Raw genomic sequence first — 19,984 nt, 5'->3', positions numbered from 1 at the left:
TTCGTCCCCAGGAAGTCCGAGCCGCCCGCGGTGGGCAACGTCACCGGCGCGACGAAGGCCAGGTGCAGGCCCCCCTCCGTCGACAACAGCCGCACCTTCGGCACCAGCCGCAGGTCACCCACGCCCGTGCCCGCCGCGCCGTTCGCCAGCGTGGGGGAGATGGCCGTCGCGGGCTGCGACGACGTCGTGGAGAGGGGGAGCGACACGCCCACTTCCAGTCGATCGAACAGGGCCACCGCGCCCATCAGGTCCACGGTGAGCTGGCTGTCGACGATGCGGTACACGAACTCGTCGCGGCGCGGATCCAACAGGTTGAGCGGATCCTGCGCGAAGTTGGCGGACAGCCCCAGGTTCCAATCCAGGTGCTTGCCCACGCGCGCGCCATGCAGTCCCAGCACGTCGTAGGCGCCCGGCCCGGGCTTGTACTGCTGCACGTCGATGGCCTGGGAGACCTGGGCCTGCGCTCGGGCCGTGCCTGTCGTCAGGAGGACGGCCACCAGCAGCGCCAGCATCAGGGAACTTCCGACGTCAGCCGCGTGCCGCGCCAGGGTCCTCGTGCTCCGTCCGCGCGATGCGGGGGGGACAGGGGGGTGGGAATGCACTCGCATGACCCGACGGTGCCAGAAGGGCCTGGGCCGCATCAACGGGCCGCCAACAATTCGGAGACGTGCCGGGCCAGCGAGGGCAAGGGCTGCGGCTTGGGCAACACGAGGTCCACCCCGAACTCCCGGGCCCGCGTCGTCAGCTCCGGCGAGGCGAACGCCGTGAGCAACACCACCCGCGTGTCCGGCGTGAAGCGACGCACGAAGTCCGCCAGCACCAGCCCTTCTTCGGATTGTGTGCCACTCAACCGCAAGTCGCTGATGACCAGGTCGTAGCGGCCCGTCGTCATCAGCCCCAGCGCTTCATCCAGCGCCTGCGCCGAGTCGACGCGATACCCCGCGCTCGCGAAGAACTGCCCGAGCACCCAACACAGCGCGGATTCGTCGTCGACGATGAGGAGGTTCTGGGACACGCGCGGGCCGTGAGCAAGTCAGGGGCCAGGGGTCTTTCTCACCCTGGCCGGACGACTTTTCCGGCACTTGCGAACCCACCCCCTTCCAGCGGAGGCGGGTTTTTCCAGATCACGGATCCGACTTCTGGAATCCGGATCTGTTGATTCCCAAACGTTTCAGCCGCTCATAGAGGGAGGAGCGGGGGATTCCGAGGCGGAGGGCGGCGCGCTCGACGTGGCCATTCTCGCGGCGCAGGACGCGCTCGATGTGGCGGCGCTCCAGTTCCTCCAGCGTCAGGTCGTCCTCGACGCGGGGCTCGTCGGTGGAGGCCTCGAAGCGCAGGTCTCCACGGGACAGGGGGCCGCCGCCGGACAGCAGCACGGCGCGCTCCAGCACGTTGCGCAGCTCTCGGATGTTGCCGGGCCAGGGGTAGCGCGTGAGCGCGGCCTCCGCGTCGGGCTGGAGTCCCACGCCGCCCCGTCCGCGCGCGCCGCCCATCTCCGCGAGGAAGTGGCGGGCGAGCACGGGGATGTCCTCGGTGCGCTCGCGCAGCGCGGGCACGTGGAGGATGAGCGTGCTGACGCGGAAGTAGAGGTCGCCGCGGAAGCGCTTCTCGCGCGTGGCGACGCCCAGGTCTTGGTGCGTGGCCGCGATGAGGCGAATGTCGACGCGCCTGTCGCGCACGTCACCGAGCCTTCGGAAGCGCTTCTCCTCCAGCACCTTGAGGAGCTTGGGCTGGACGGCCAGGTCCATGTCGCCAATCTCGTCGAGGAACAGCGTGCCCCGGTCCGCGACCTCCAGCAGGCCCTGCTTCGCGGCCACCGCGCCGGTGAAGGCGCCCTTCTCGTGGCCGAACAGCTCCGAGTCCAGCAGGTCCTTCGACAGCGCCGCGCAGTTGAGGTCCACGAAGGGCGCGTCCGCGCGCGGGCCGCCTTCGTGAAGCCAGCGCGCGAGCACGCTCTTGCCGCTGCCCGTCTCACCGGTGACGAGCACGGGGCTGTCGCTGTGCTGCATGCGCTCGGCCTCGGCGCGCAGGTTTTGGATGGCGGCGCTGGTGCCCAGGAAGGGATCCACCGTGGCGCGCGCGGTGCGGGACAGGTCGGCGCGCAGGCGCTGCCGCTCGCGGCGCTGGGCCACCAGTCGCTCCAGTACGACCTTGAGGACAGCCAGCTCCACGGGCTTGGTGAGGAACTGCTCGGCGCCTTCCTTGACGGCCTGGACGGCCAGCTCGATGGAGCCGTGGCCGGTGAGGACGACGAGCGGCACGGCCGCGTCAATCTCCTTGAGGCGGGGCAGCAGCTCCAGCGCGGTGCCGTCCGTCAGGCGGTAGTCCACCACCGCGACGTCGGGGCGGTGCGTGCGAAAGACCTCCTGGGCCTCGGCGAGGCTCTGGGCTTCATCCACGTCGAAGCCGTGGGCGGTGAGGTAGCCCCTCATGCCCAGCCGGACGCCGGGCTCGTCGTCCACGAGGAGGATGCGGGTTCGTGTCGTCATGAGGCGAGCGAGTCCAGGTGCATGCTGACGGAAGGCGAGGACACCGCTGGTAGCAGCAGCGTGACTTCCGCGCCACCCTCCGGATGGTTGCGCAGGCGAATGACGCCCTGGTGTTCCTCCAGGATGCGCTGGACGATGGACAGCCCCAGTCCCGTGCCGCCCCTGCGCTTGCTGAAGAAGGGCTCGAAGACGTGGGGCAAATCTTCCTCGCGGAAGCCCGGCCCGCCGTCCCTCACGGTGCAGCGCACCCAGGCGCGGCCCTCTTCCTCCAGCGGCGTGGTGGCCACCTTCACGGTGGTGCCCGCGGGCGAGTGCTGCACGGCGTTCTCCAGCACGTTGCGGAAGACATGGAACAGCCGCCGCGAGTCCATGCGCACCGGAGGCAGGGCCTCCGCGAGCGTCTGCGTCACCGTCACGCGGGACTGCTCTCCGGTGAGCGCGCACGCGGCCAGCGCCTCCTCGACGACGGGCCGCACGGGGCCCTCCACCCACTCGCCCCGGGTGGGGCGGCCGTACTCGAACAGCTCCTGGGTGAGGTGGTTGAGGCGCCGCACCTCGCCGCGCAGCACGTCCAGGTACGGGGCCATCTCCGTGCGGGCTCCGACGGTGGCCTCCACGGCGTCCACCACGGCGGAGATGGAGAAGAGGGGGTTGCGGACCTCGTGGGCCACGCCCGCGACGATGGCGCCCATCGCGGCCATCGTCTCGCTGCGGCGCAGGCTGGCCTGCAGCTCCAGCAAGTGCGTCACCTCGGTGGCGACGACGATGATGCGCGAGTCCTCGCCGCCGACCTCGTCCACCCACGCGGCGGACAGCTCCCACGTGCGGCGCGAGCGGGGGTCCTTCACCTCGCGGGTGAGGCTGCCATGCGTGCGGCGAAGCTCGTCCACCAGCGGCGGCGTGCTGGACCACGGTGGCTCGGAGGCGACGGTGGACAGGGGTTGGCCGGAGGGGTCCAGCCCACCGAAGAGGATGCACGCGGCGGCGTTGAGGCGCTGGATGGTGCCGTCCGCGCCGAGCACGACGAGCGGCGAGGTGACGGCGTCGAACGTGCGGCGCCACTCCTGGGCGGAGCGACGGAAGCTCTCGTGGAGGCGCTGGCGCAGCTCGTCCGCGAGGTAGCGGTCGGTGATGTCGGTGACGACGCAGCCCACGTGCAGCTCGCCCTGGCTGTCCTTCGCGGAGGCCGCCGCGCGGCTGCGGACCCAGCGCACGCGGCCGTCGGCGCAGATGAGGCGGTGCTCCAGCTCCACCTCGGAGCTGGGCGCGAGCGACTCGATGCGAGCGCGGTAGCGAGCGCGGTCCTCGGGGTGGATCATCCCCGCCCACAAGGGAGGAGGGCCGCCGCCGGGGCCGGGCTCGGCGAAGGCCGAGGCGGGGTAGCCGGTGGTGCGCTCGATGACGGGCGTGCAGTAGAAGTCGCGCAGCGCGCCGTCGCGCAGCTTGCCGCCCCACAGGTAGTCGGGCAGCGAGCGGGTGAGGACGTCGAGGAGGCCCTCGTGTTCCTGGAGGCTCTCCTCGGCGCGCATGCGCTCGGTCAGCTCCGAGAGCGCGGCGATGACGCCAAGCACCTCGCCGCCGGTGCCGCGCACGCGCGAGTAGCTGCCGAACCAGAAGCGGGGCTCGCCCGGCGCGGCGGGAGTCTCCACCTCCAGGCAGGTGTCCTGGACGGGCGCATCCGTCTCCAGCGCGCGCTGGAGTCGCGGCGCGAGCAGCCGCCCCAGCTCGGGCATCACCTCCGACACGTGGCGGCCCAGGTGTCCGCCCGCCGGCAGGCCGTTCATCGCCGCGAGGGCCGCGTTGACGTGGATGTAGCGCAGGTTGCGGTCGAAGAAGGCGAAGCCCACGGGCGTGACGTCCATCATGGCGTCGCGCAGGGCGCTGGAGTCACCGGCGCTGCGCAGGGCGGCGTCGCGCTCGCGGCGGGTGCGCTCCCGAGCGTGCGCGAGCAGCAGCGCGGGCGTGCCGGCACACGTCAGCACCAGGAACGAGGTGGAGAGGACACGGGGCAGGGGACTCGCCGCGTCCGCGCTGGCCCACGCCCACTCGATGAGGGCGGCGAGCGCGGTGGCCATGAGGACGGCCAGCAGCATCTGACGACGGGTGGGGAACTCGTGCATGGGGGTGTGAGGAGCGCGAGCCTAACCGGAATCGTGCTCGACACCGCGCCGCCGGGCCTGGGGACGGGTGCCTCCGTCGTTCGGTGAGCAAGGGGGCGGGTCCTCCGCGCCCACCAGACTCACGCCGGACCCGGCTGCTCCGGGTGCAGCCCCGACTCCCGCGCCGCGCGCTCCAGCAACTCGCGCACCTCTTCGTCGGAGGTCTGCTCGAACCGCCGATACCAGAGGCCCACCGCGAAGAACGGCTCCGGGGTCCGCGCGCACACCGTCTCGTCCACCAGCGCTTCGATGGATTCGCACGTCTCGACGGGAGCCACGGGCACGGCGACGATGATGCGAGCGGGGCCCTGCTTGCGCAGCGCGGCCACGGCGGCGCGCATGGAGGAGCCGGTGGCGAGTCCGTCGTCCACGAGGATGACGTTGCGTCCGCGCACGTCCAGCGCGGGTCTGCCCTGGCGGTAGTGGGCCTCGCGGCGCCGCAGCTCCAGGTCCTCTCGCTCGGCGACCTCGTCGAGCTGCTCCGGGAGGATGCCCTCCTCGTCAATCACCTCGGTGTTGAGCACGCGCACGCCCCCGGTGGCGATGGCGCCCATCGCCAGCTCCTCGTGACCGGGCGTCCCCAGCTTGCGGACGATGAACACGTCCAGGGGCGCGCCCAGCATCCGTGCCACCTCGTAGCCCACGGGGACGCCGCCGCGTGGCAGGGCCAGCACCCGGGTGTCCGGACGGAAGCCATGATGAGCGAGACGCTCCGCGAGGACTCGACCCGCCGTGAAGCGGTCCAGGAACGCAGGGCCTTGCATGCGAAGCTCCTTGTCGGGTGCCTCCTCGCGCACCTCTCGCGAGCAAACTGGCCACGACGCGTGCCTGGAGAAACGGCCCGCCTCGCTCACCGCCCGTCGAGCGAGCGAGGGCGAAGCCATCCCGAGGCCTGGCCCGCCAGGAGTGCCTGCGCGAGGGGCTCCCGTCAGGACGGCTGCCTGTCGCTCAGGAGGTCTGGGACCCGGTGTCACCCGCGATGATGTTGGGCTTGCCCGGCTGCCCTGGAGGCGGCGGGTCGTGGATGCCCGGCGGGGTGATGTCCGGTGGGAGCGGCGGCTCGATTTCGGGTGGGCTCCGCCGAGGAGGCTCCTCCTCGGGCGGTTGCTGGAGCGGCGGCTCACGCTGGGGCGTCTGCGGGTCGGGCTCCTTCACCGGGGTGTTGGGCGTCGGCTCGCGCGTGGGCGGCGGTGGCGTGGGCATTCCGGGAATCGGCGGTTGCTGCGTCGGCATGCGTGGGGCGCTCCTGAAGAGGTCGTCGTCTGTCCGCCCGCTCAACCTGTGCATGCTCGGGCAGGCGGGCACCGGCCCGTCCACGTCCCAAGCAGGGCCTTGGGCGCTCCGGGGCTCATGGGGTGGCGAGCGTCCCCTCGGGGCCTGGAGCCGCCGGCCCGTGGCTGCTGCACCGCGGCACGAGCGCCTTCACGTTCCCCGGATGGGGCTCATCGAAAACCGAACAGGAGGCACGACATGAAGGCAGCCTTTTGGGGACTGAGTGGTCTGGGGTTGGGTGTGGGGTTGATGTACTGGAGCGATCCGCGCAGTGGTCGATGGCGCAGGTCACACCTGCAAGGCAAGGCGGTGCACGCCGCCCACGAGGCCGGGAGCGCGGCGGGCGTCGTCAAGCGGGACTTGACCCAGCGCTCACGGGGCCTGTTCCTGGAGTCCATCGGCCGGTTCCGCTCGGAGACGGTGGACGACGTGACGCTCTCCGAGCGCGTCCGGGCCGCGCTGGGCCGCGTGTGCTCGCATCCGGGCTCCGTGAAGGTGGCCGCGCGTGACGGCGTCATCACGCTCGAGGGCTCCATCCTGCTCGACGAGCTCAAGCGCGTGGTCCCGTTCATCGGACGCGTGCGCGGGGTGCGCGGCGTGGAGAACCGGCTGCTGCCCTTCGCGGACTCCGCGCGTCGGTCCGAGCTTCAAGGCGGGCTCTCGCGCGGTGGGCCGACGCGGCCCTTCGGCGCTTCGCGCTGGTCTCCCTCGGCGCGGTTCTTCGGCGCGCTCGGGGCCCTGTCGCTCGCGTCGGGGGCCATCCAGCGCAGAGGAGTGCTGGGGGCGCTGCTCGGCGCGGGAGGCTTCGTGCTGGGGCTGCGCGCGTTGAGCAACCTGGAGCTGCGGCGGCTCACCGGCATCGGCGTGGGGCATCGCGCCATCACCCTCCACAAGGACATCACGGTGAACGCGCCGGTGGAGGAGGTCTTCGCCTTCTGGGACGCGATGCAGAACTTCCCGCGCTTCATGACGCACGTGGATGAGATTCGCGTCGACTCCGAGGGCCGCTCGAACTGGAAGGTGAAGGGCCCCGCGGGGCTCCACTTCGAATGGCAGGCCGTCGTCACGCAGCGCGTGCCCAACAAGCTGCTCGCGTGGAAGAGCGTGCAGGGCACGTCCGTGGAGAACGCGGGCGTCATCCACTTCGAGCCCACGCCGAAGGGCGGGACGCGGGTGGACATCCGCCTCTCGTACAACCCGCCCGCGGGCGCCATCGGCCACGCCTTCGCGCGCATGCTGGGCGTGGACCCCAAGCGGCAGATGGACGATGACCTGCTGCGCCTGAAGTCCCTGCTGGAGCGCGGCAAGGCGACGGGGCGCGAGACGGTGACGCGCGAGTCCCTGTCGCGCGGGGGCCGACAGTCGCTGATGCACTGAGTCCACTGGCCGGAGGGTGGGCGAGCAGCCTCGTCGCCGCACACCCGGTGCATGCAGGATTTGCGCACCCCTGACTCCAGGTCGGCGGGTGCGCAAATCGTGCGCCCGTGGGGGCCTCTTTGCCCCACCGTGAGTGGCGTGGTGCTTGCTTCAGAGTTCCTCCTCCGATGCGGGGCGAGCGGTTAATCTCGGGCCCTGAAACCATGGCGGAAACCTTGTTCGAGGAGCTGAAGCGGTACGTGGGCTTTGGAGCGCGGGACGAGCAGTCACTCGTCGGCCTCCATGCCATCGCGCACCCGCATTTCCCCCGCATCGCTCGCGTCTTCTACGACCGCATCCTGGAGCACGAGGGGGCGCGTCGGGCCCTGGAGGGCGGAGAGAGTCAGGTGGGGCACCTGCGCGGCACGCTGCAGGTGTGGATGGACCAGCTCCTGCGGGGCCCGTGGGATGAGGCCTACTTCGCCCTGCGCTGCCGCATCGGCCGGATGCACGTGCGAATCTCGCTGCCGCAGCACTACATGTTCGGCGCGATGAACGTGCTGCGCCAGGAGCTCAACGCCATCATCGACTCGGCGTACCTGCACCAGCCGGAGACGCTGCACAGCGCCCGCGCGGGGCTGGGGCGCATCCTGGACCTGGAGCTGGCCATCATGCTCCACACGTACCGCGAGGACCTGCTCGCGCAGCAGGCGCGCACCGAGCGACTGGCGACCTTCGGCCAACTGGTGGGCTCCATCGGCCACGAGCTGCGCAACCCGCTGGGCGTCATCGAGACCTCGCTCTACATCCTGCGCAGCCGCGCGGGCCCGTCGATTGACGAGCGCACGACGAAGCACCTGGACCGCATCGGCGAGCAGGTGGGCATCGCCAACCACATCGTCTCCGACCTGCTGGACATGATTCGGGACCGGCCGCTGCAGCGCCAGGAGGTCTGGCTGGACGAGGTCTGGCAGGAGGCCCTCAAGGCCGTGGTCCGTCCGGAGCAGGTCCGCGTCAACGCGGAGGGGCTCGTGGCGCTGCCGCCCGTGCACGGGGACGCGGGGCAGCTGCGGCAGGTGTTCGTCAACCTGCTGGAGAACGCGGTGCAGGCGCTGGAGGAGTCGGGTGGCGACGTGACGCTCGTCGGCGCCACGCGCGAGTCCGGCGGGGTGGAGCTGGTGCTGGAGGACTCGGGGCCGGGCGTCAGCGACGTCATCCGGGGGCGCCTCTTCGAGCCGCTGATGACGACGAAGGCCCGGGGCATCGGCCTGGGGCTGCCGCTCGTCCGGCGCATCCTGGAGCGCCATGGCGGCACCATCTCCTACGCGCCGCGCGCCGGGGCGGGTGCCCGCTTCGTGATTCAGCTGCCCAGCACGCCAGAGGAGGGCTCGCATGCGTCGTTACCTCCTGCTGGATGACAACCGGGCGCTGGCGGAGAACCTGGCGGAGATCCTCAGGGACGAAGGCCACGAGGCCACCGTCGTCGCCACGGGTGAGGAGGCGCTGCGCGAGGTAAGCACTACGCGCTTCGACGCGCTGGTGACGGACATGCGCATGCCCGGCATGAGCGGCGCGGACGCGGTGCACCGCATCCGGCGCGTGGACCCGGGGCTCGCCGCCGTGGTGATGACGGCCTATCCCCGCGAGGACGACCTGGAGACGGCACGGCGGGAGGGCCTGCTCGCGGTGCTTCCCAAGCCCGTGCCCATCTCCACGCTGATGGGGCTCCTGGCCAGCGCGCGACGCGATGGGCTGGTGGTGGTGGCGGAGGACGACCCGGCGCTGAGCGACAACCTCTCCGAGGTGCTGCGCGCGCGGGGCTTCTCGTGTGTGACGGTGACGTCGGTGCTGGACGCGGACCTGCTCGCGTGCGCGACGCCGTTCGCCGCGCTGGTGGATCTGCGCATGCCTGGCGGGCCCGACGGCGAGACGCTCCGGCGGCTGCGCGCGCGCTACCCGAGCCTCCCCACCTTCGTCATGACGGCGTGGCCGGACCTGGCTCCGCTGGACGTGGGCGTGGAGGTCTTCTCCAAGCCCTTCGACACAGGAGCGCTCCTCGGCGCGCTGGAGGCGAAGTACGCCGCGCGGCCCGGGGCCCGGTCATGAGCGAGCCCCTGGCCCAGCCTCCCGCGCGCGTCCTCGTCGTGGATGACAACGCGGCGTTCCTCGACAACCTGGATGAGCTGCTGGGGGACGCGGGCTACTCGGTGCGCGCGGCGTCGACGTGCCGAGGGGCGCGGGAGAAGGCGAGCGAGGGCTTTGACGTGGCGCTGGTGGACCTGCGCTTGCCGGACGGTGACGGGACGGCGCTGGCGGCGGAGCTGAAGGCGAGCGCGCCGGACTCGGAGGTGGTGCTGCTCACGGGCTTCGCCACGCTGGAGACGGCCGTGGCGGCGGTGCGCGCGGGAGCGTGTGCCTATTTGATGAAGCCGTGCGCGCCGCGCGAGTTGCTCCTCACGTTGGAGCAGGCGATGCGGCAGGTGCGGCTGCACGCGGAGAAGCGCGAGCTGGCGCGGCGCGCGCAGGTGACGGAGAAGCTGGCCGCCGTGGGGACGATGACGGCGGGGCTGTCGCACGAGATTCGCAATCCGCTCAACGCCGCCGCGCTCCAGTTGTCCGTGCTGGAGCGGCGCGTGCGCAGGCTGCCCGACGGACAGCAGGGCGCGCTGTTGGAGCCGCTGCTCCTGGTGCGCGACGAGATTCGCCGGTTGGATCACATCCTGGAGGACTTCCTCCAGTTCGCCCGTCCCCGGGAGTTCCGCCCCGGCTCCGTGGACGTGAAGGCGCTGGTGCGCCGCGTGGTAGACCTCTTGAGCAGTCAGGCCGAGACGCGGAAGGTGACGCTGACGCACGTCATCCCGGAGGGGCCGCTGCCCGCGCTGTCCGGCGAGGAGGAGCGGCTGCGCCAGGTACTCATCAACCTGTGCCTCAACGCGCTGGAGTCCACGCCCGCGGGAGGCCGGGTGACCTTGACCGTCGGCACGGAGGAGGGGCGGGTGTGGCTCACGTTGGACGACACCGGCCCGGGTGTCCCCGTGGCGATGAGAGACCGCATCTTCGAGCCCTTCTTCACCACCAAGGCCCGAGGCTCGGGGCTGGGGCTGCCCATCGTCCACGCCATCGTCACGCAGCACGGAGGCACGCTGGAGGTGGGGACCGCGCCCGGCGGTGGGGCTCGCTTCCTGCTGCGAGTGCCGGTGGCGCGGTAGAGCAGCGCCGCGCGCACCGGGGTCAATCGCGGGGGAAGCTCAGAACCCCAGCGGCGGAGTCGCGAGGCTGGACGCGGAGACGCTCGCGCAGAGGATGCAGGCGCTCTGGTTGGAGCCGTCCGCGCGCTTGCCCGGCTTGTCCGCGCTGGCGACCTGCCGACGCTCGTCCATGCCGCCACCGGGCTCGTTGGTGAACCAGATGTCGAACTCGTAGTGCACGGGTACGGGCTTGCCCTCGATGGTGGCGGGCTCATAGCGCCACGTGGTGAGCGTGCGGATGACGCCGTCCTCCAGGCCGGAGAGGCCCTGGAGCGACTTGCAGTCGGTGACGGTGCCCTCGGCGGTGATGGTGCAGCGAGTCACCACCGCGCCCTTGGGGACGGCGGACATGCGTGAGCGCATGTTCTGGGTCAGGTCCGCGAAGCCCAGCCGACGCCCGGACAGGAAGCGGGGCGGGGTGATGCCGGGGCCGAGCGTGAAGACGCCGTCCTGCGCGGGCACGGGCGTGGTGGCCACCGGAACAATCGTGGGGAGGGGCGGCTCCACGGGCGGCGGAGCCTCGGCCACCTGGACGGGGGCGCCAGGCGCGCTCTCGAGGGCGATGGCGGGAGCGGCCGGCTCCGCGTCGAGCGAATACGGCGTCCGGGGCAGCTCCGTGCGGACGATGCCCTGCGTGTCCGGGATGAGCAGCGGACGCGGGCCCGGCTCGCGCACCTTCTTCGGAAGCGCCTTGGCGGTGGCGCGGACCGGCCGGCCCACGGTGGAGGAGATGGTGACGGGCAGGACCCGCGGCAGGGGCGCGACGAGCGGCCGGTGGATGGGCGTCTCGTCCGCGGCGAAGGCCCGCTCGTGGCTCGCCATGGCGGAGGCCTCGGTGGAGGCGGTGTCGGAGGCGCCAGGCTGAACGGCCATCGCCGGCAACGGCATCTGGGAGGTGCCCAGCGCGAGGGCGAGCGCTGCCCCACCCAGTCCACTGACCAGCCGCCAGGACCTGCGCGGGGCATGCGGCTCCGGCACGGCCAGGAGGCGGCGGATGCGTCCCAGCAGCGAGCCCCCATCCGCGCCGAGCGCGAGCAGGGCGGACGGCGGCGCGCGAAGCTGCTCGATGTGCGCGAGCGCGCGAGCGTAGAGGAAGGCGTCTCCGCACGACCGCACGGCGAGGTCATCCGCGCAGTGCTCGCGCTCCTCGCGGATGCGGTGCGACAGCCACCAGACGGCCGGGTGGTAGAAGAGGAACGTCTCCACCAGCGCCTGGAGCAGGTTGACCAGGTAGTCGTGCCGCTGGATGTGCGCGAGCTCGTGCGCGAGCACCGCCTCCAACTGCGCGGGGGTCAGTCCGGTGATGGCGCCCACGGGGACGAGGATGAGGGGGCGCCACAGGCCGATGACCTGGGGCACGTCGACGCGAGCGGACGCCAGCAGTCGGACGGGGCGCGTCAGGCGCAGCCGCGACAACGCCTGCCCCAGGGCCTCACGCCAGGCGGGCGCGGGCTCCTGGGTGTGCAGCCGGGACAGCCGCTGGGCCGCGTACCAGGAGATGAGCATCCGCGCCGACAGCAGCAGCACGCCGCAGCACCAGGCCGGCAGGAGCCAGGGGCGCAGCAGCTCCAGCCAGGACATCCCGGCCGCCACCGTCGCGGGCTCGGCCACGGTCTCCAGCGTGGTGCCCGGAGGCAGCGTCGCCGACAGGAGCATCCGGGCGGACGCCGTCGGAGTCGCCGCGCCCGTCGTCCGCATCAGCGCGCCGATGAACGTGGCGAGCGGTAGCAGGGCCATGGTCAGCAGGCCCAGACATGCGACGGCGTAGCGGCCTCGCGCGGAGCGGCGCGACATCAAGGACAGGAGCCCCGCGACCACCAGCGCCACGGCCGCGCCTTGCCATGCGAAGGCGAGCAGGGCTTGTTCCAGTGAGTCCAGCACGTCCATCACTTCCCCCGCCTCTCGTGCTCGTCGAGCAGCTTCCGGATCTCCGCCAGCTCCTCCGAGGAGGCCCGCTTCATCGAAAGCGCCTGGGCCACCACGCTGGACGCCGAGCCGCCGAAGGCCCGGTCCATCAAGTCGCGCAGCAAGTCCCGCTGCGTGCGCTTCTGGCTCAGGGCCGCTTCGTAGACGTGGGTGCGCTCGCTCTCGTCGCGCTGCACGAGCCCCTTCTCCGTCATGTTCTGAAGGAGCTTGAGGACCGTGGTGTAGCCGGTGTCCTTGTCCTGCGTGTCCCGGAGCGACTCATGCACCCGACGAACGGTGCTGGGCCCCAACTGCCAGAGGACTCGAAGGATGGCCAGCTCGGCGCGCGTCGGCTGCGGTGGAACGGGCGTCATTCGCGAAAGTATTACGACGTGCGTCGTAACTGTCAACGACGGACGTCGTAGATGCCCGTCATGGAACACCGCGTCGCGCGCGCGGCGGTGTTCGCCTTCGCGTCAGGACTCCGCGGCCAGGTCTCCGGGCAGCTCGTCGGCGTCGGGCTTCACCGGGGCCCCGTCGCCCTGCGAGCCGTACTCCTTGAGGCGGTACTGGATCTTCCGCACGCTGATGCCGAGGACCTCCGCCGCGCGCGACGTGGAGCCCTGCACCATCTCCAGGGTGCGGAGGATGGCCTCGCGCTCGATGGCCGCGAGCGTGGCGCCGGGGATGAGCGCGCCCGTGCTCGTGCCGGAAGGGCGAGGGCCGCGCAGCACGGGCGGCAGGTCGTCCGTCGTCAGCTCCTGGCCCTGGGTGAGGACGACGGAGCGCTCAATCGCGTTCTCCAGCTCGCGGATGTTGCCCGGCCAGTCGTGCGCGAGCAGCGCCTGGAGCGTGCCCGGCGCCAGGCCGCGGATCTGCTTGCCGTAGGCCTCGCCGTACTTCTCCAGGAAGTGGTTCACCAGCGCGGGGATGTCGCTCTTGCGGTCTCGGAGCGGCGGCAGCGTCACGCTCACCACGTTGAGCCGGTAGTAGAGGTCCTCGCGGAAGCGGCCCGCCTTCACCTCCGCGGCGAGGTCCCGGTGCGTCGCGGAGACGATGCGCACGTCCACCTTGAGCGTCTGGGTGCCGCCCACCCGCTCCAGCTCCCGCTGCTGGAGCACGCGCAAGAGCTTCACCTGCACGGTGGGGGAGATCTCCCCGATTTCGTCCAGGAAGAGGGTGCCGCCGTCGGCCAGCTCGAAGCGGCCCTCCTTGCGCGCCAGCGCTCCGGTGAAGGAGCCCTTCTCGTGGCCGAACAGCTCGCTCTCCAGCAGGTTCTCCGACAGCGCGGCGCAGTGCACGCGGATGAAGGGCTTGTCGCGGCGCGGCGACTCCTGGTGCAGCGCCTGGGCGATGAGTTCCTTGCCCGTGCCGGACTCGCCGAGGATGAGCACCGTGGCGCGAGTGGTCGCCGCGCGGCGCACGACGTCGTAGATGCCCTGGAGCTGCGGGGACTCGCCGATGATGTCGTGGAAGCGCCGCACGCGGGTGCGGACCTGGTCCCTGAGCGCCTCCGCTTCCTGGCGCAGGCTGCGCTTCTCCATCACCTTGGACAGGGTGACGAGCACCTGGTCGGCGTCGAGCGGCTTGAGCAGGAAGTTGTCCGCGCCGGACTTCATCGCCTCGACGGCCATCTCCACGCTGGCGAAGGCGGTCATCATGACGAACGTCGCGTCGCTGCCCTGCTCGCGCGCGGCGCGCAGCAGGCTGAGGCCGTCCATCCGAGGCATGCGCACGTCGGTGAGCACCACCGCGGGAGTGAAGTCGGACACGCGCGCGAGGGCCTCGGCGCCATCGGCGGCTTCGGCCACGTCGTAGCCCTCCTCGCTCAGGATGGTGGCGATGGCTCTGCGGGCATTGTCCTCATCGTCGACGACCAGGATTCGCTGTGCGGACATGGATGGTGGCTCTAGGGGGTGTCAGGGGAGGGCGATGCTCGGGAGGGCCTCTGCGAGAGGCGTGCCCGGCGTGGCGAGGGGCCTGGCGGCGCGGGCATGCCACGTTTCGACGACGGGCTCGATGCGCGGCGCCAACTGGACGACGGAGCTGGGGAAGCAGTGGGCGGGCAGCTCGGAGAAGATGAGCCGCACCACCTCCGCGTCCAGGTCCGTGGCGACGGCCACATGGGGACGGACGATGAGGTCGGTGAGGTGCGCCGGCTGGCCGGGTCCGCTCACCACGCGAGCCACCGCGCAGCTCTGGTAGAAGAGGACCTTGACGTCCGCCTCGCGCGCCCGCTCCAGGAACGCCAGCAGCGTGCGTCCCTCCACCGCGCCCACCAGCAGCGTCTCCGGGGCCCATCGGCCGTCCTCCGCCGCGCCAGGCTCGACGAGCGGAAGACCGATGGGCACGGGAGGCGCCCGGTCGCTCGTCAGCACGGCACCTCGCTCTCCTTGCCAATACAGACGCGTTTCGTACTCAGTGACGGTCACGGACGTCATGGGCTCTCCTTCCGCCGGGCCCTGTTCCGGCATTGCCCTTTCAACCCGTGTGCCGCGACGTTGCTTCATGGTGGACCGGGGAGTCGCCCCGCGGCCCTGGACGGGCGAGCGAGGGTAGCACCCCATGGCGACGAGGATGGGCGTGGACGCGGGGGCGTCGCCATGCCGCCCAGGTTCGCGCCCAGCGCCTCGGCGTCTTCGCGTGTCGAGGCGAGAGGGGAAGTCATGCCGGGAGGACCGTCACGGAGGTGATGGGGAGCGACAGGGACAGGGGCTCGGCGCCGGTTCACCGAGAGGGACTCAGGCGTTGAATTCCTTCGCCAGCTCGCGGCGGTCCTTGTCCTCGATGAGGTGCTGCGCGTACCGCACCAGGTCCGCCTCGGTGACGATGCCGAGCAGCGTGCCGTCCTGCCCGACGACGGGAAGGCAGCCGAACTTGTTGCGCAGCATCATCACCACGGCATCGCGCAGGGACGCCTCGGGCGTCACCGTCGTCACGTCGCGGGTCATGATGTCGGCGGCCCACAGCGGCTGCGCGGCCGGGTCCGTCGTGTGCGTGGCCGCGGCCCTCAGCAAGTCCCGGTGGGTGACGAGGCCCACGAGCTTTCCCTGCCGGACGACGGGCAGGTGCCGGATGCGATGCAGGCGCAGCAGCTCCTCCGCCTTGCCCAGGTTCTGGGTCTCCTTGAGCGTGACCACCTCACGAGTCATCAGCTCTCCGACAATCTGCATGGGGCGCTCTCCCGGTCGTTGATGGGCTTCCCGGCGGGGTATTGCACGGCAGGGGCCAGCCGGCTTCCCTCGGGCCGCGGCGAGTTCCGCGCCCGGGTCGCGCAAGGTTTGCGCCTCCATGGGGTGCCCCGCATTCCTTGCGTGCGCCGGGTGTTCACTGGAGCGCTTCGGCCCAGGCTCCCGGGCAGGTTGAAGACCGTCCCCGTGTGCGCTAGATGCTCACCCAGTCGCTAGGGGTGCCCCTCGTAAGGGGCTGAGACGGCCGCGTGGCGCGGCCAACCCTTGGAACCTGAACCGGGTCATACCGGCGGAGGGAAGCGGCCCGGAATCCCTCCATGGGGGACTTCCGTCTGCCTTCCCGCCCGTCCTCGAGGAGAGAGAGATGAGCGGAGCGTCCAGGAGCCTCAAGGTCGATGGCAAGGTGCTCGAAGGCATCAGCCAGGGACCGTTGCCAGCCTCGCGCAAGGTGTTCGTGAGTGGGGAGCTGCACCCCGACTTGCGTGTACCGGTGCGGGAAATCAGTCAGACCCCCACGCGGCACGGACCGGGCGAGGAGGCCCGGGTGACGGAGAATCCCCCCGTGCTCGTCTATGACTCCAGCGGTCCGTACACGGACCCGGAGCGGGACATCGATCTGCGCCGGGGCCTGCCCGCCACGCGCGAGGCCTGGGTGCTGCGTCGCGAGGACACGGAGGAGCTGTCGGGCATCACCTCCAGGTACGGCCAGGAGCGCGAGGCGGACCCCCGGCTCGCGGGGCTGCGCTTCGGCCACCGCCGCAAGCCGCGCGTGGCACGCCAGGGCAGCAACGTCACCCAGTTGCATTATGCCCGGCGCGGCATCATCACCCCGGAGATGGAGTACGTGGCGCTGCGAGAGAACCTGCGCATGGACGCGTCGCTGTCCGCGCAGCACGCGGGCCACTCCTGGGGCGCGTCCATCCCCCGCGCCATCACCCCGGAGTTCGTGCGCGAGGAGATTGCACGGGGTCGCGCCATCATCCCCGCGAACATCAACCACCCGGAGCTGGAGCCGATGATCATCGGCCGCAACTTCCTGGTGAAGATCAACGCGAACATCGGAAACTCCGCCGTGTCCTCCTCCATCGAGGAGGAGGTGGAGAAGATGGTCTGGTCCATCCGCTGGGGCGCGGACACGGTGATGGACCTGTCCACCGGCCGGAACATCCACGAGACGCGCGAGTGGATCCTCCGCAACGCGCCGGTGCCCATCGGCACGGTGCCCATCTACCAGGCGCTGGAGAAGGTGGGCGGCAAGGCGGAGGAGCTGACGTGGGACATCTTCCGCGACACGCTCATCGAGCAGGCCGAGCAGGGCGTGGACTACTTCACCATCCACGCGGGCGTGCTGCTGCGCTACGTGCCGCTCACCGCGAAGCGCCTGACGGGCATCGTCAGCCGGGGCGGCTCCATCCTCGCGAAGTGGTGCCTGGCCCACCACCAGGAGAACTTCCTCTACACGCACTTCGAGGACATCTGCGAGATCATGAAGGCGTACGACGTCAGCTTCAGCCTGGGTGACGGGCTGCGGCCGGGCTCCATCGCCGACGCGAACGACGCGGCGCAGTTCGGCGAGCTGGAGACGCTGGGCGAGCTGACCAAGATCGCCTGGAAGCACGACGTGCAGACGATGATTGAGGGCCCGGGCCACGTCCCCATGCACCTCATCCAGGAGAACATGACCAGGCAGCTCGCCGTGTGCGACGAGGCGCCGTTCTACACGCTGGGGCCCCTCACCACGGACATCGCTCCGGGGTACGACCACTTCACCAGCGGCATCGGCGCCGCGATGATCGGCTGGTTCGGCTGCGCGATGCTCTGCTACGTGACGCCGAAGGAGCACCTGGGGCTGCCGGACCGCGACGACGTGAAGGAGGGCGTCATCACGTACAAGATCGCCGCCCACGCCGCCGACCTGGCCAAGGGGCATCCAGGCGCTCAGGCCCGCGACAACGCGCTGTCCAAGGCCCGCTTCGAGTTCCGCTGGGAGGACCAGTTCAACCTCTCCCTGGACCCCGAGCGAGCCCGCGCCTTCCACGACGAGACGCTGCCCGCCGACGGCGCCAAGGTCGCCCACTTCTGCTCCATGTGCGGACCCCAGTTCTGCTCCATGAAAATCACCCAGGATGTTCGCGATTACGCGGCGAAGACCGGAGTCGCGGATGCCGCCGCGCTCGACTCGGGGATGGAGCAGAAGAGTGAGGAATTCCGGAAGGCGGGCAGCGAGTTGTATCGCTGAGCCACACAGCCCGAAATCGAGGGCGTCAAACGACCCGCTACATCACCTGTCCGAGACGTGACAATGAGAGTGGGTGCATGTCATGTTAGGCAGGCATGGGCGCGGTGTTCGCGCCCTCGATTATCTGGAGGGGAAACTTCATGGAGACTCCGCCGCGGGAGCAAGTGGGTTCGTACATCACCGGCACGCCGATGCCGACCCAGGATGAGAAGACGATGGGGCTGATCGCCCACATGGGAACCATCCTGGCCAACTTCGTGGGCCTGGGCTTCGCGGTTCCGCTGGTGCTGATGCTGACCAAGGGCAAGGAGTCGTCCTTTGTTCGCGAGCACTCGGTGGAGTCGCTGAACTTCCAGATCACCCTCTTCATCGCCGGCCTCGTCGGCGTCGCCACGTCGTGTATCGGCATCGGCCTGGTGTTGCTGCCCATCGTCGGCATCCTGGCGCTGGTGTTCGGCATCATCGGCGGGCTGAAGGCGAACGAGGGGCAGCTGTACAAGTACCCGTTCGCCATCCGGTTGGTGAAGTAGTCGGCGAGGCACCGGCTCCTCTCGGGGAGCCAGGAGCCACTCGGGCGGGCCATGCGCGAGCGCGCGGGCCCGCCCGTCGTCTTTTCAAGGGAGGCTCGGGCGACGCGCGGCCTCTCAGCCGCCGATGCCCATCATCGACAGCAGCGTGGCGCCGTTGCCGGGCTCGGTGAAGCGGTGGCCCTCGGGCTTGTCGCCCAGGGCGGCGCGGATGGCCCGGGCCAGCTCCACGTCGGTGGCCCCGCCCCGGATGAGCTGGTGCAGCGGCGCCTGCGCGCGGCCCCCCAGGCAGCTGCGCAGGTCGCCATTCGAGGCCACGCGTACGCGGTTGCACCCGCCGCAGAAGTTCTGGGTCAGCGGGGAGATGAACCCCACGCGGCCACCGGGTGCCCGCCAGTAGCGCGCGGGACCGGACGACACGGAGTCGGCGGCGGCGCCTGGCTCCTCGGGCTCGGCGGAGAGGTCCAGGCCCTCGCCGCGCAGCCGCTCCATCAGCTCGGCGGTGGGCACCGGGACGCCCTGGCCAAAGGGCATCAGCTCGATGAAGCGCGGGGTGATGCCGCGCGCGTGCGCGTACTCCACCAGCGCGCGGGCCTCGCCGTCATTCACGCCTCGCATCACCACGACGTTGAGCTTGAGCGAGGCGTAGCCCGAGGCCGCCGCCGCGTCGATGCCCCGGAGGATGGCGTTGAAGTCACCCTGCTTGGAGATGCGGCGGAATGTCTCCGGCGACAGCGTGTCCAGGCTGAGGTTGAGCTGGTCGACGCCGGCCTCGCGCAGTGGGGCGGCGAGGGCCTCCAGGTGGCTGGCGTTGGTGGTGATGGCCAGGTGCCGTATGCCTGGGAGGGTGGCGATGCGCCGGGCGATCTCCAGGATGTCCGGGCGGATGAGCGGCTCGCCCCCGGTGAGGCGCACGCGGCGGATGCCCAGCGCGGCGAAGATGCTGGCGATGCGTCCCAGCTCCTCCGCGTTCAGCAGGTCCTTCTTGCCGCCCCAGGACGCGGGCGAGCAGTAGGTGCAGCGGAAGTTGCAGCGGTCCGTGATGCTCAGCCGCAGGTACGTCATGCGGCGCCCCTGCGCGTCCAGCAGGGGCGGAGCGAGCGGATCCGTCTGGAGGGCGGGCGTCGTCACGGGCGGCCTGACCTCATAACAGCCGCCAGGGGGACGTTCACTTCAATCCCCCCTCATGAGGGCCTCAGCCCTCGCTGCCCGTGGCGGAGCGGATGGCCGGCACCTTCACCTCGACCAGCTCGTTCGTGGTGGGGCGCGGGGCGGCGGTGGCTGGGGGCGGGGAGTCCAGGTCGTCGTCCAGGTCCGTCAGACGCGCCAGCTCCGCCTCGGCCTCGTGCGCCTCGGCCTCGGCGACGGGAAGATTGAGCTTCCGAAGCGCCATCTCCTCCTTGATGCGGATGAGGCCCTCTTCGCCGATGTCCAGGAACGCCCGGACGACCTCCGGATCGAACTGGGTGTTGGCGCAGCGGCGGATCTCCTGGATGGCGTTCGCGAACGAGGTGCCCTTGCGGTACGGCCGGTCGCTCGTCATCGCGTCCAGCGTGTCCGCCACGGCGAAGATGCGCGCGCCGATGTGGATCTCTGCC

Annotated in this window: 18 protein-coding genes, 1 pseudogene and 1 riboswitch; of the genes and pseudogenes, 6 read left to right on the top strand and 13 right to left on the bottom strand. The window is 70.9% G+C overall.

The window, feature by feature from the left end:
* The 6 genes and pseudogenes from ACN469_RS14690 to ACN469_RS14665 form a co-directional block, all read right to left on the bottom strand.
* Window positions 1-512 (bottom strand): annotated as a pseudogene (locus ACN469_RS14690) (OmpA family protein); the annotation flags it as partial.
* A gap of 128 nt (window positions 513-640) precedes the next feature.
* Window positions 641-1,015 (bottom strand): response regulator, encoded by a 375-nt coding sequence (locus ACN469_RS14685; RefSeq protein ID WP_498768291.1) that lies wholly within the window; start codon window positions 1,013-1,015, stop codon window positions 641-643.
* A 109-nt stretch (window positions 1,016-1,124) separates the two neighbouring features.
* Window positions 1,125-2,489, bottom strand: coding sequence for a sigma-54-dependent transcriptional regulator (locus tag ACN469_RS14680; protein ID WP_498768289.1), 1,365 nt, complete (start codon window positions 2,487-2,489; stop codon window positions 1,125-1,127).
* Window positions 2,486-4,609, bottom strand: coding sequence for a PAS domain-containing sensor histidine kinase (locus ACN469_RS14675; protein ID WP_498768287.1), 2,124 nt, complete (start codon window positions 4,607-4,609; stop codon window positions 2,486-2,488). Before ACN469_RS14675 ends, ACN469_RS14680 begins: the two co-directional genes overlap by 4 nt.
* A 119-nt stretch (window positions 4,610-4,728) precedes the next feature.
* Window positions 4,729-5,412, bottom strand: coding sequence for a phosphoribosyltransferase (locus ACN469_RS14670; protein ID WP_498768286.1), 684 nt, complete (start codon window positions 5,410-5,412; stop codon window positions 4,729-4,731).
* A gap of 184 nt (window positions 5,413-5,596) precedes the next feature.
* Window positions 5,597-5,881: a hypothetical protein gene (locus ACN469_RS14665; protein WP_498768285.1), complete on the bottom strand. Its 285-nt coding sequence runs from the start codon at window positions 5,879-5,881 to the stop codon at window positions 5,597-5,599.
* Between the two features lie 237 nt (window positions 5,882-6,118).
* Between ACN469_RS14665 and ACN469_RS14660 the strand changes: the two genes are divergently transcribed.
* The 4 genes from ACN469_RS14660 (at window position 6,119) to ACN469_RS14645 (ending at window position 10,485) form a co-directional block, all read left to right on the top strand.
* Complete coding sequence (locus tag ACN469_RS14660; protein WP_498768283.1) at window positions 6,119-7,297, top strand: SRPBCC family protein; 1,179 nt, start codon at window positions 6,119-6,121, stop codon at window positions 7,295-7,297.
* Between the two features lie 203 nt (window positions 7,298-7,500).
* On the top strand, window positions 7,501-8,694 hold the full coding sequence (locus ACN469_RS14655; RefSeq protein WP_498768281.1) for a sensor histidine kinase: 1,194 nt from the start codon (window positions 7,501-7,503) through the stop codon (window positions 8,692-8,694).
* Complete coding sequence (locus ACN469_RS14650) at window positions 8,669-9,382, top strand: response regulator transcription factor (RefSeq protein WP_498768279.1); 714 nt, start codon at window positions 8,669-8,671, stop codon at window positions 9,380-9,382. The genes ACN469_RS14655 and ACN469_RS14650 overlap by 26 nt, the downstream gene beginning before the upstream one ends.
* A complete protein-coding gene (locus tag ACN469_RS14645) occupies window positions 9,379-10,485 on the top strand; it encodes a sensor histidine kinase (RefSeq protein WP_498768277.1) in 1,107 nt (368 codons plus the stop codon). The genes ACN469_RS14650 and ACN469_RS14645 overlap by 4 nt, the downstream gene beginning before the upstream one ends.
* Window positions 10,486-10,524: 39 nt before the next feature.
* On the opposite strand, the gene ACN469_RS14640 is transcribed toward ACN469_RS14645, so the two are convergent.
* The 5 genes from ACN469_RS14640 to ACN469_RS14620 all read right to left on the bottom strand — a co-directional run bounded on the left by ACN469_RS14640 (window position 10,525) and on the right by ACN469_RS14620 (window position 15,602).
* Window positions 10,525-12,411 (bottom strand): M56 family metallopeptidase, encoded by a 1,887-nt coding sequence (locus ACN469_RS14640; RefSeq protein WP_498768293.1) that lies wholly within the window; start codon window positions 12,409-12,411, stop codon window positions 10,525-10,527.
* Entirely contained in the window at window positions 12,411-12,803 is a 393-nt protein-coding gene (locus tag ACN469_RS14635; RefSeq protein WP_498768275.1) for a BlaI/MecI/CopY family transcriptional regulator, read from the bottom strand. The genes ACN469_RS14640 and ACN469_RS14635 overlap by 1 nt, the downstream gene beginning before the upstream one ends.
* A 102-nt stretch (window positions 12,804-12,905) precedes the next feature.
* Window positions 12,906-14,327, bottom strand: a complete 1,422-nt coding sequence (locus ACN469_RS14630; protein WP_498768273.1) for a sigma-54-dependent transcriptional regulator — start codon at window positions 14,325-14,327, stop codon at window positions 12,906-12,908.
* Between the two features lie 21 nt (window positions 14,328-14,348).
* Entirely contained in the window at window positions 14,349-14,870 is a 522-nt protein-coding gene (locus ACN469_RS14625) for an OsmC family protein (RefSeq protein WP_498768271.1), read from the bottom strand.
* A gap of 300 nt (window positions 14,871-15,170) precedes the next feature.
* Window positions 15,171-15,602, bottom strand: coding sequence for a CBS domain-containing protein (locus tag ACN469_RS14620; RefSeq protein WP_498768269.1), 432 nt, complete (start codon window positions 15,600-15,602; stop codon window positions 15,171-15,173).
* 222 nt (window positions 15,603-15,824) lie between these two features.
* Window positions 15,825-15,935: riboswitch (TPP riboswitch) on the top strand.
* A gap of 49 nt (window positions 15,936-15,984) precedes the next feature.
* Between ACN469_RS14620 and thiC the strand changes: the two genes are divergently transcribed.
* Window positions 15,985-17,859 carry a phosphomethylpyrimidine synthase ThiC gene (thiC, locus tag ACN469_RS14615; protein ID WP_498768267.1) on the top strand — a complete coding sequence of 625 codons (1,875 nt, stop codon included), beginning with the start codon at window positions 15,985-15,987 and terminating at the stop codon, window positions 17,857-17,859.
* Between the two features lie 140 nt (window positions 17,860-17,999).
* Window positions 18,000-18,389: a DUF4870 domain-containing protein gene (locus tag ACN469_RS14610; RefSeq protein ID WP_498768265.1), complete on the top strand. Its 390-nt coding sequence runs from the start codon at window positions 18,000-18,002 to the stop codon at window positions 18,387-18,389.
* Window positions 18,390-18,503: 114 nt separating this feature from the next.
* Here ACN469_RS14610 and moaA read toward each other — a convergent pair whose 3' ends face one another.
* Together moaA and ACN469_RS14600 are read right to left on the bottom strand one after the other, a co-directional pair.
* Window positions 18,504-19,517: a GTP 3',8-cyclase MoaA gene (gene moaA / locus ACN469_RS14605; RefSeq protein WP_498768263.1), complete on the bottom strand. Its 1,014-nt coding sequence runs from the start codon at window positions 19,515-19,517 to the stop codon at window positions 18,504-18,506.
* A 64-nt stretch (window positions 19,518-19,581) separates the two neighbouring features.
* Window positions 19,582-19,984, bottom strand: a 403-nt coding sequence (locus ACN469_RS14600; protein ID WP_498768261.1) for an HD-GYP domain-containing protein, incomplete at its 5' end; no start/stop codon positions are given.

The sequence above is a fragment of the Corallococcus terminator genome (genome assembly GCF_049194865.1).
GTDB classification, from domain to species: Bacteria; Myxococcota; Myxococcia; order Myxococcales; family Myxococcaceae; genus Myxococcus; species Myxococcus terminator_A.
This window is presented reverse-complemented; position numbering and strand designations above follow the sequence as displayed.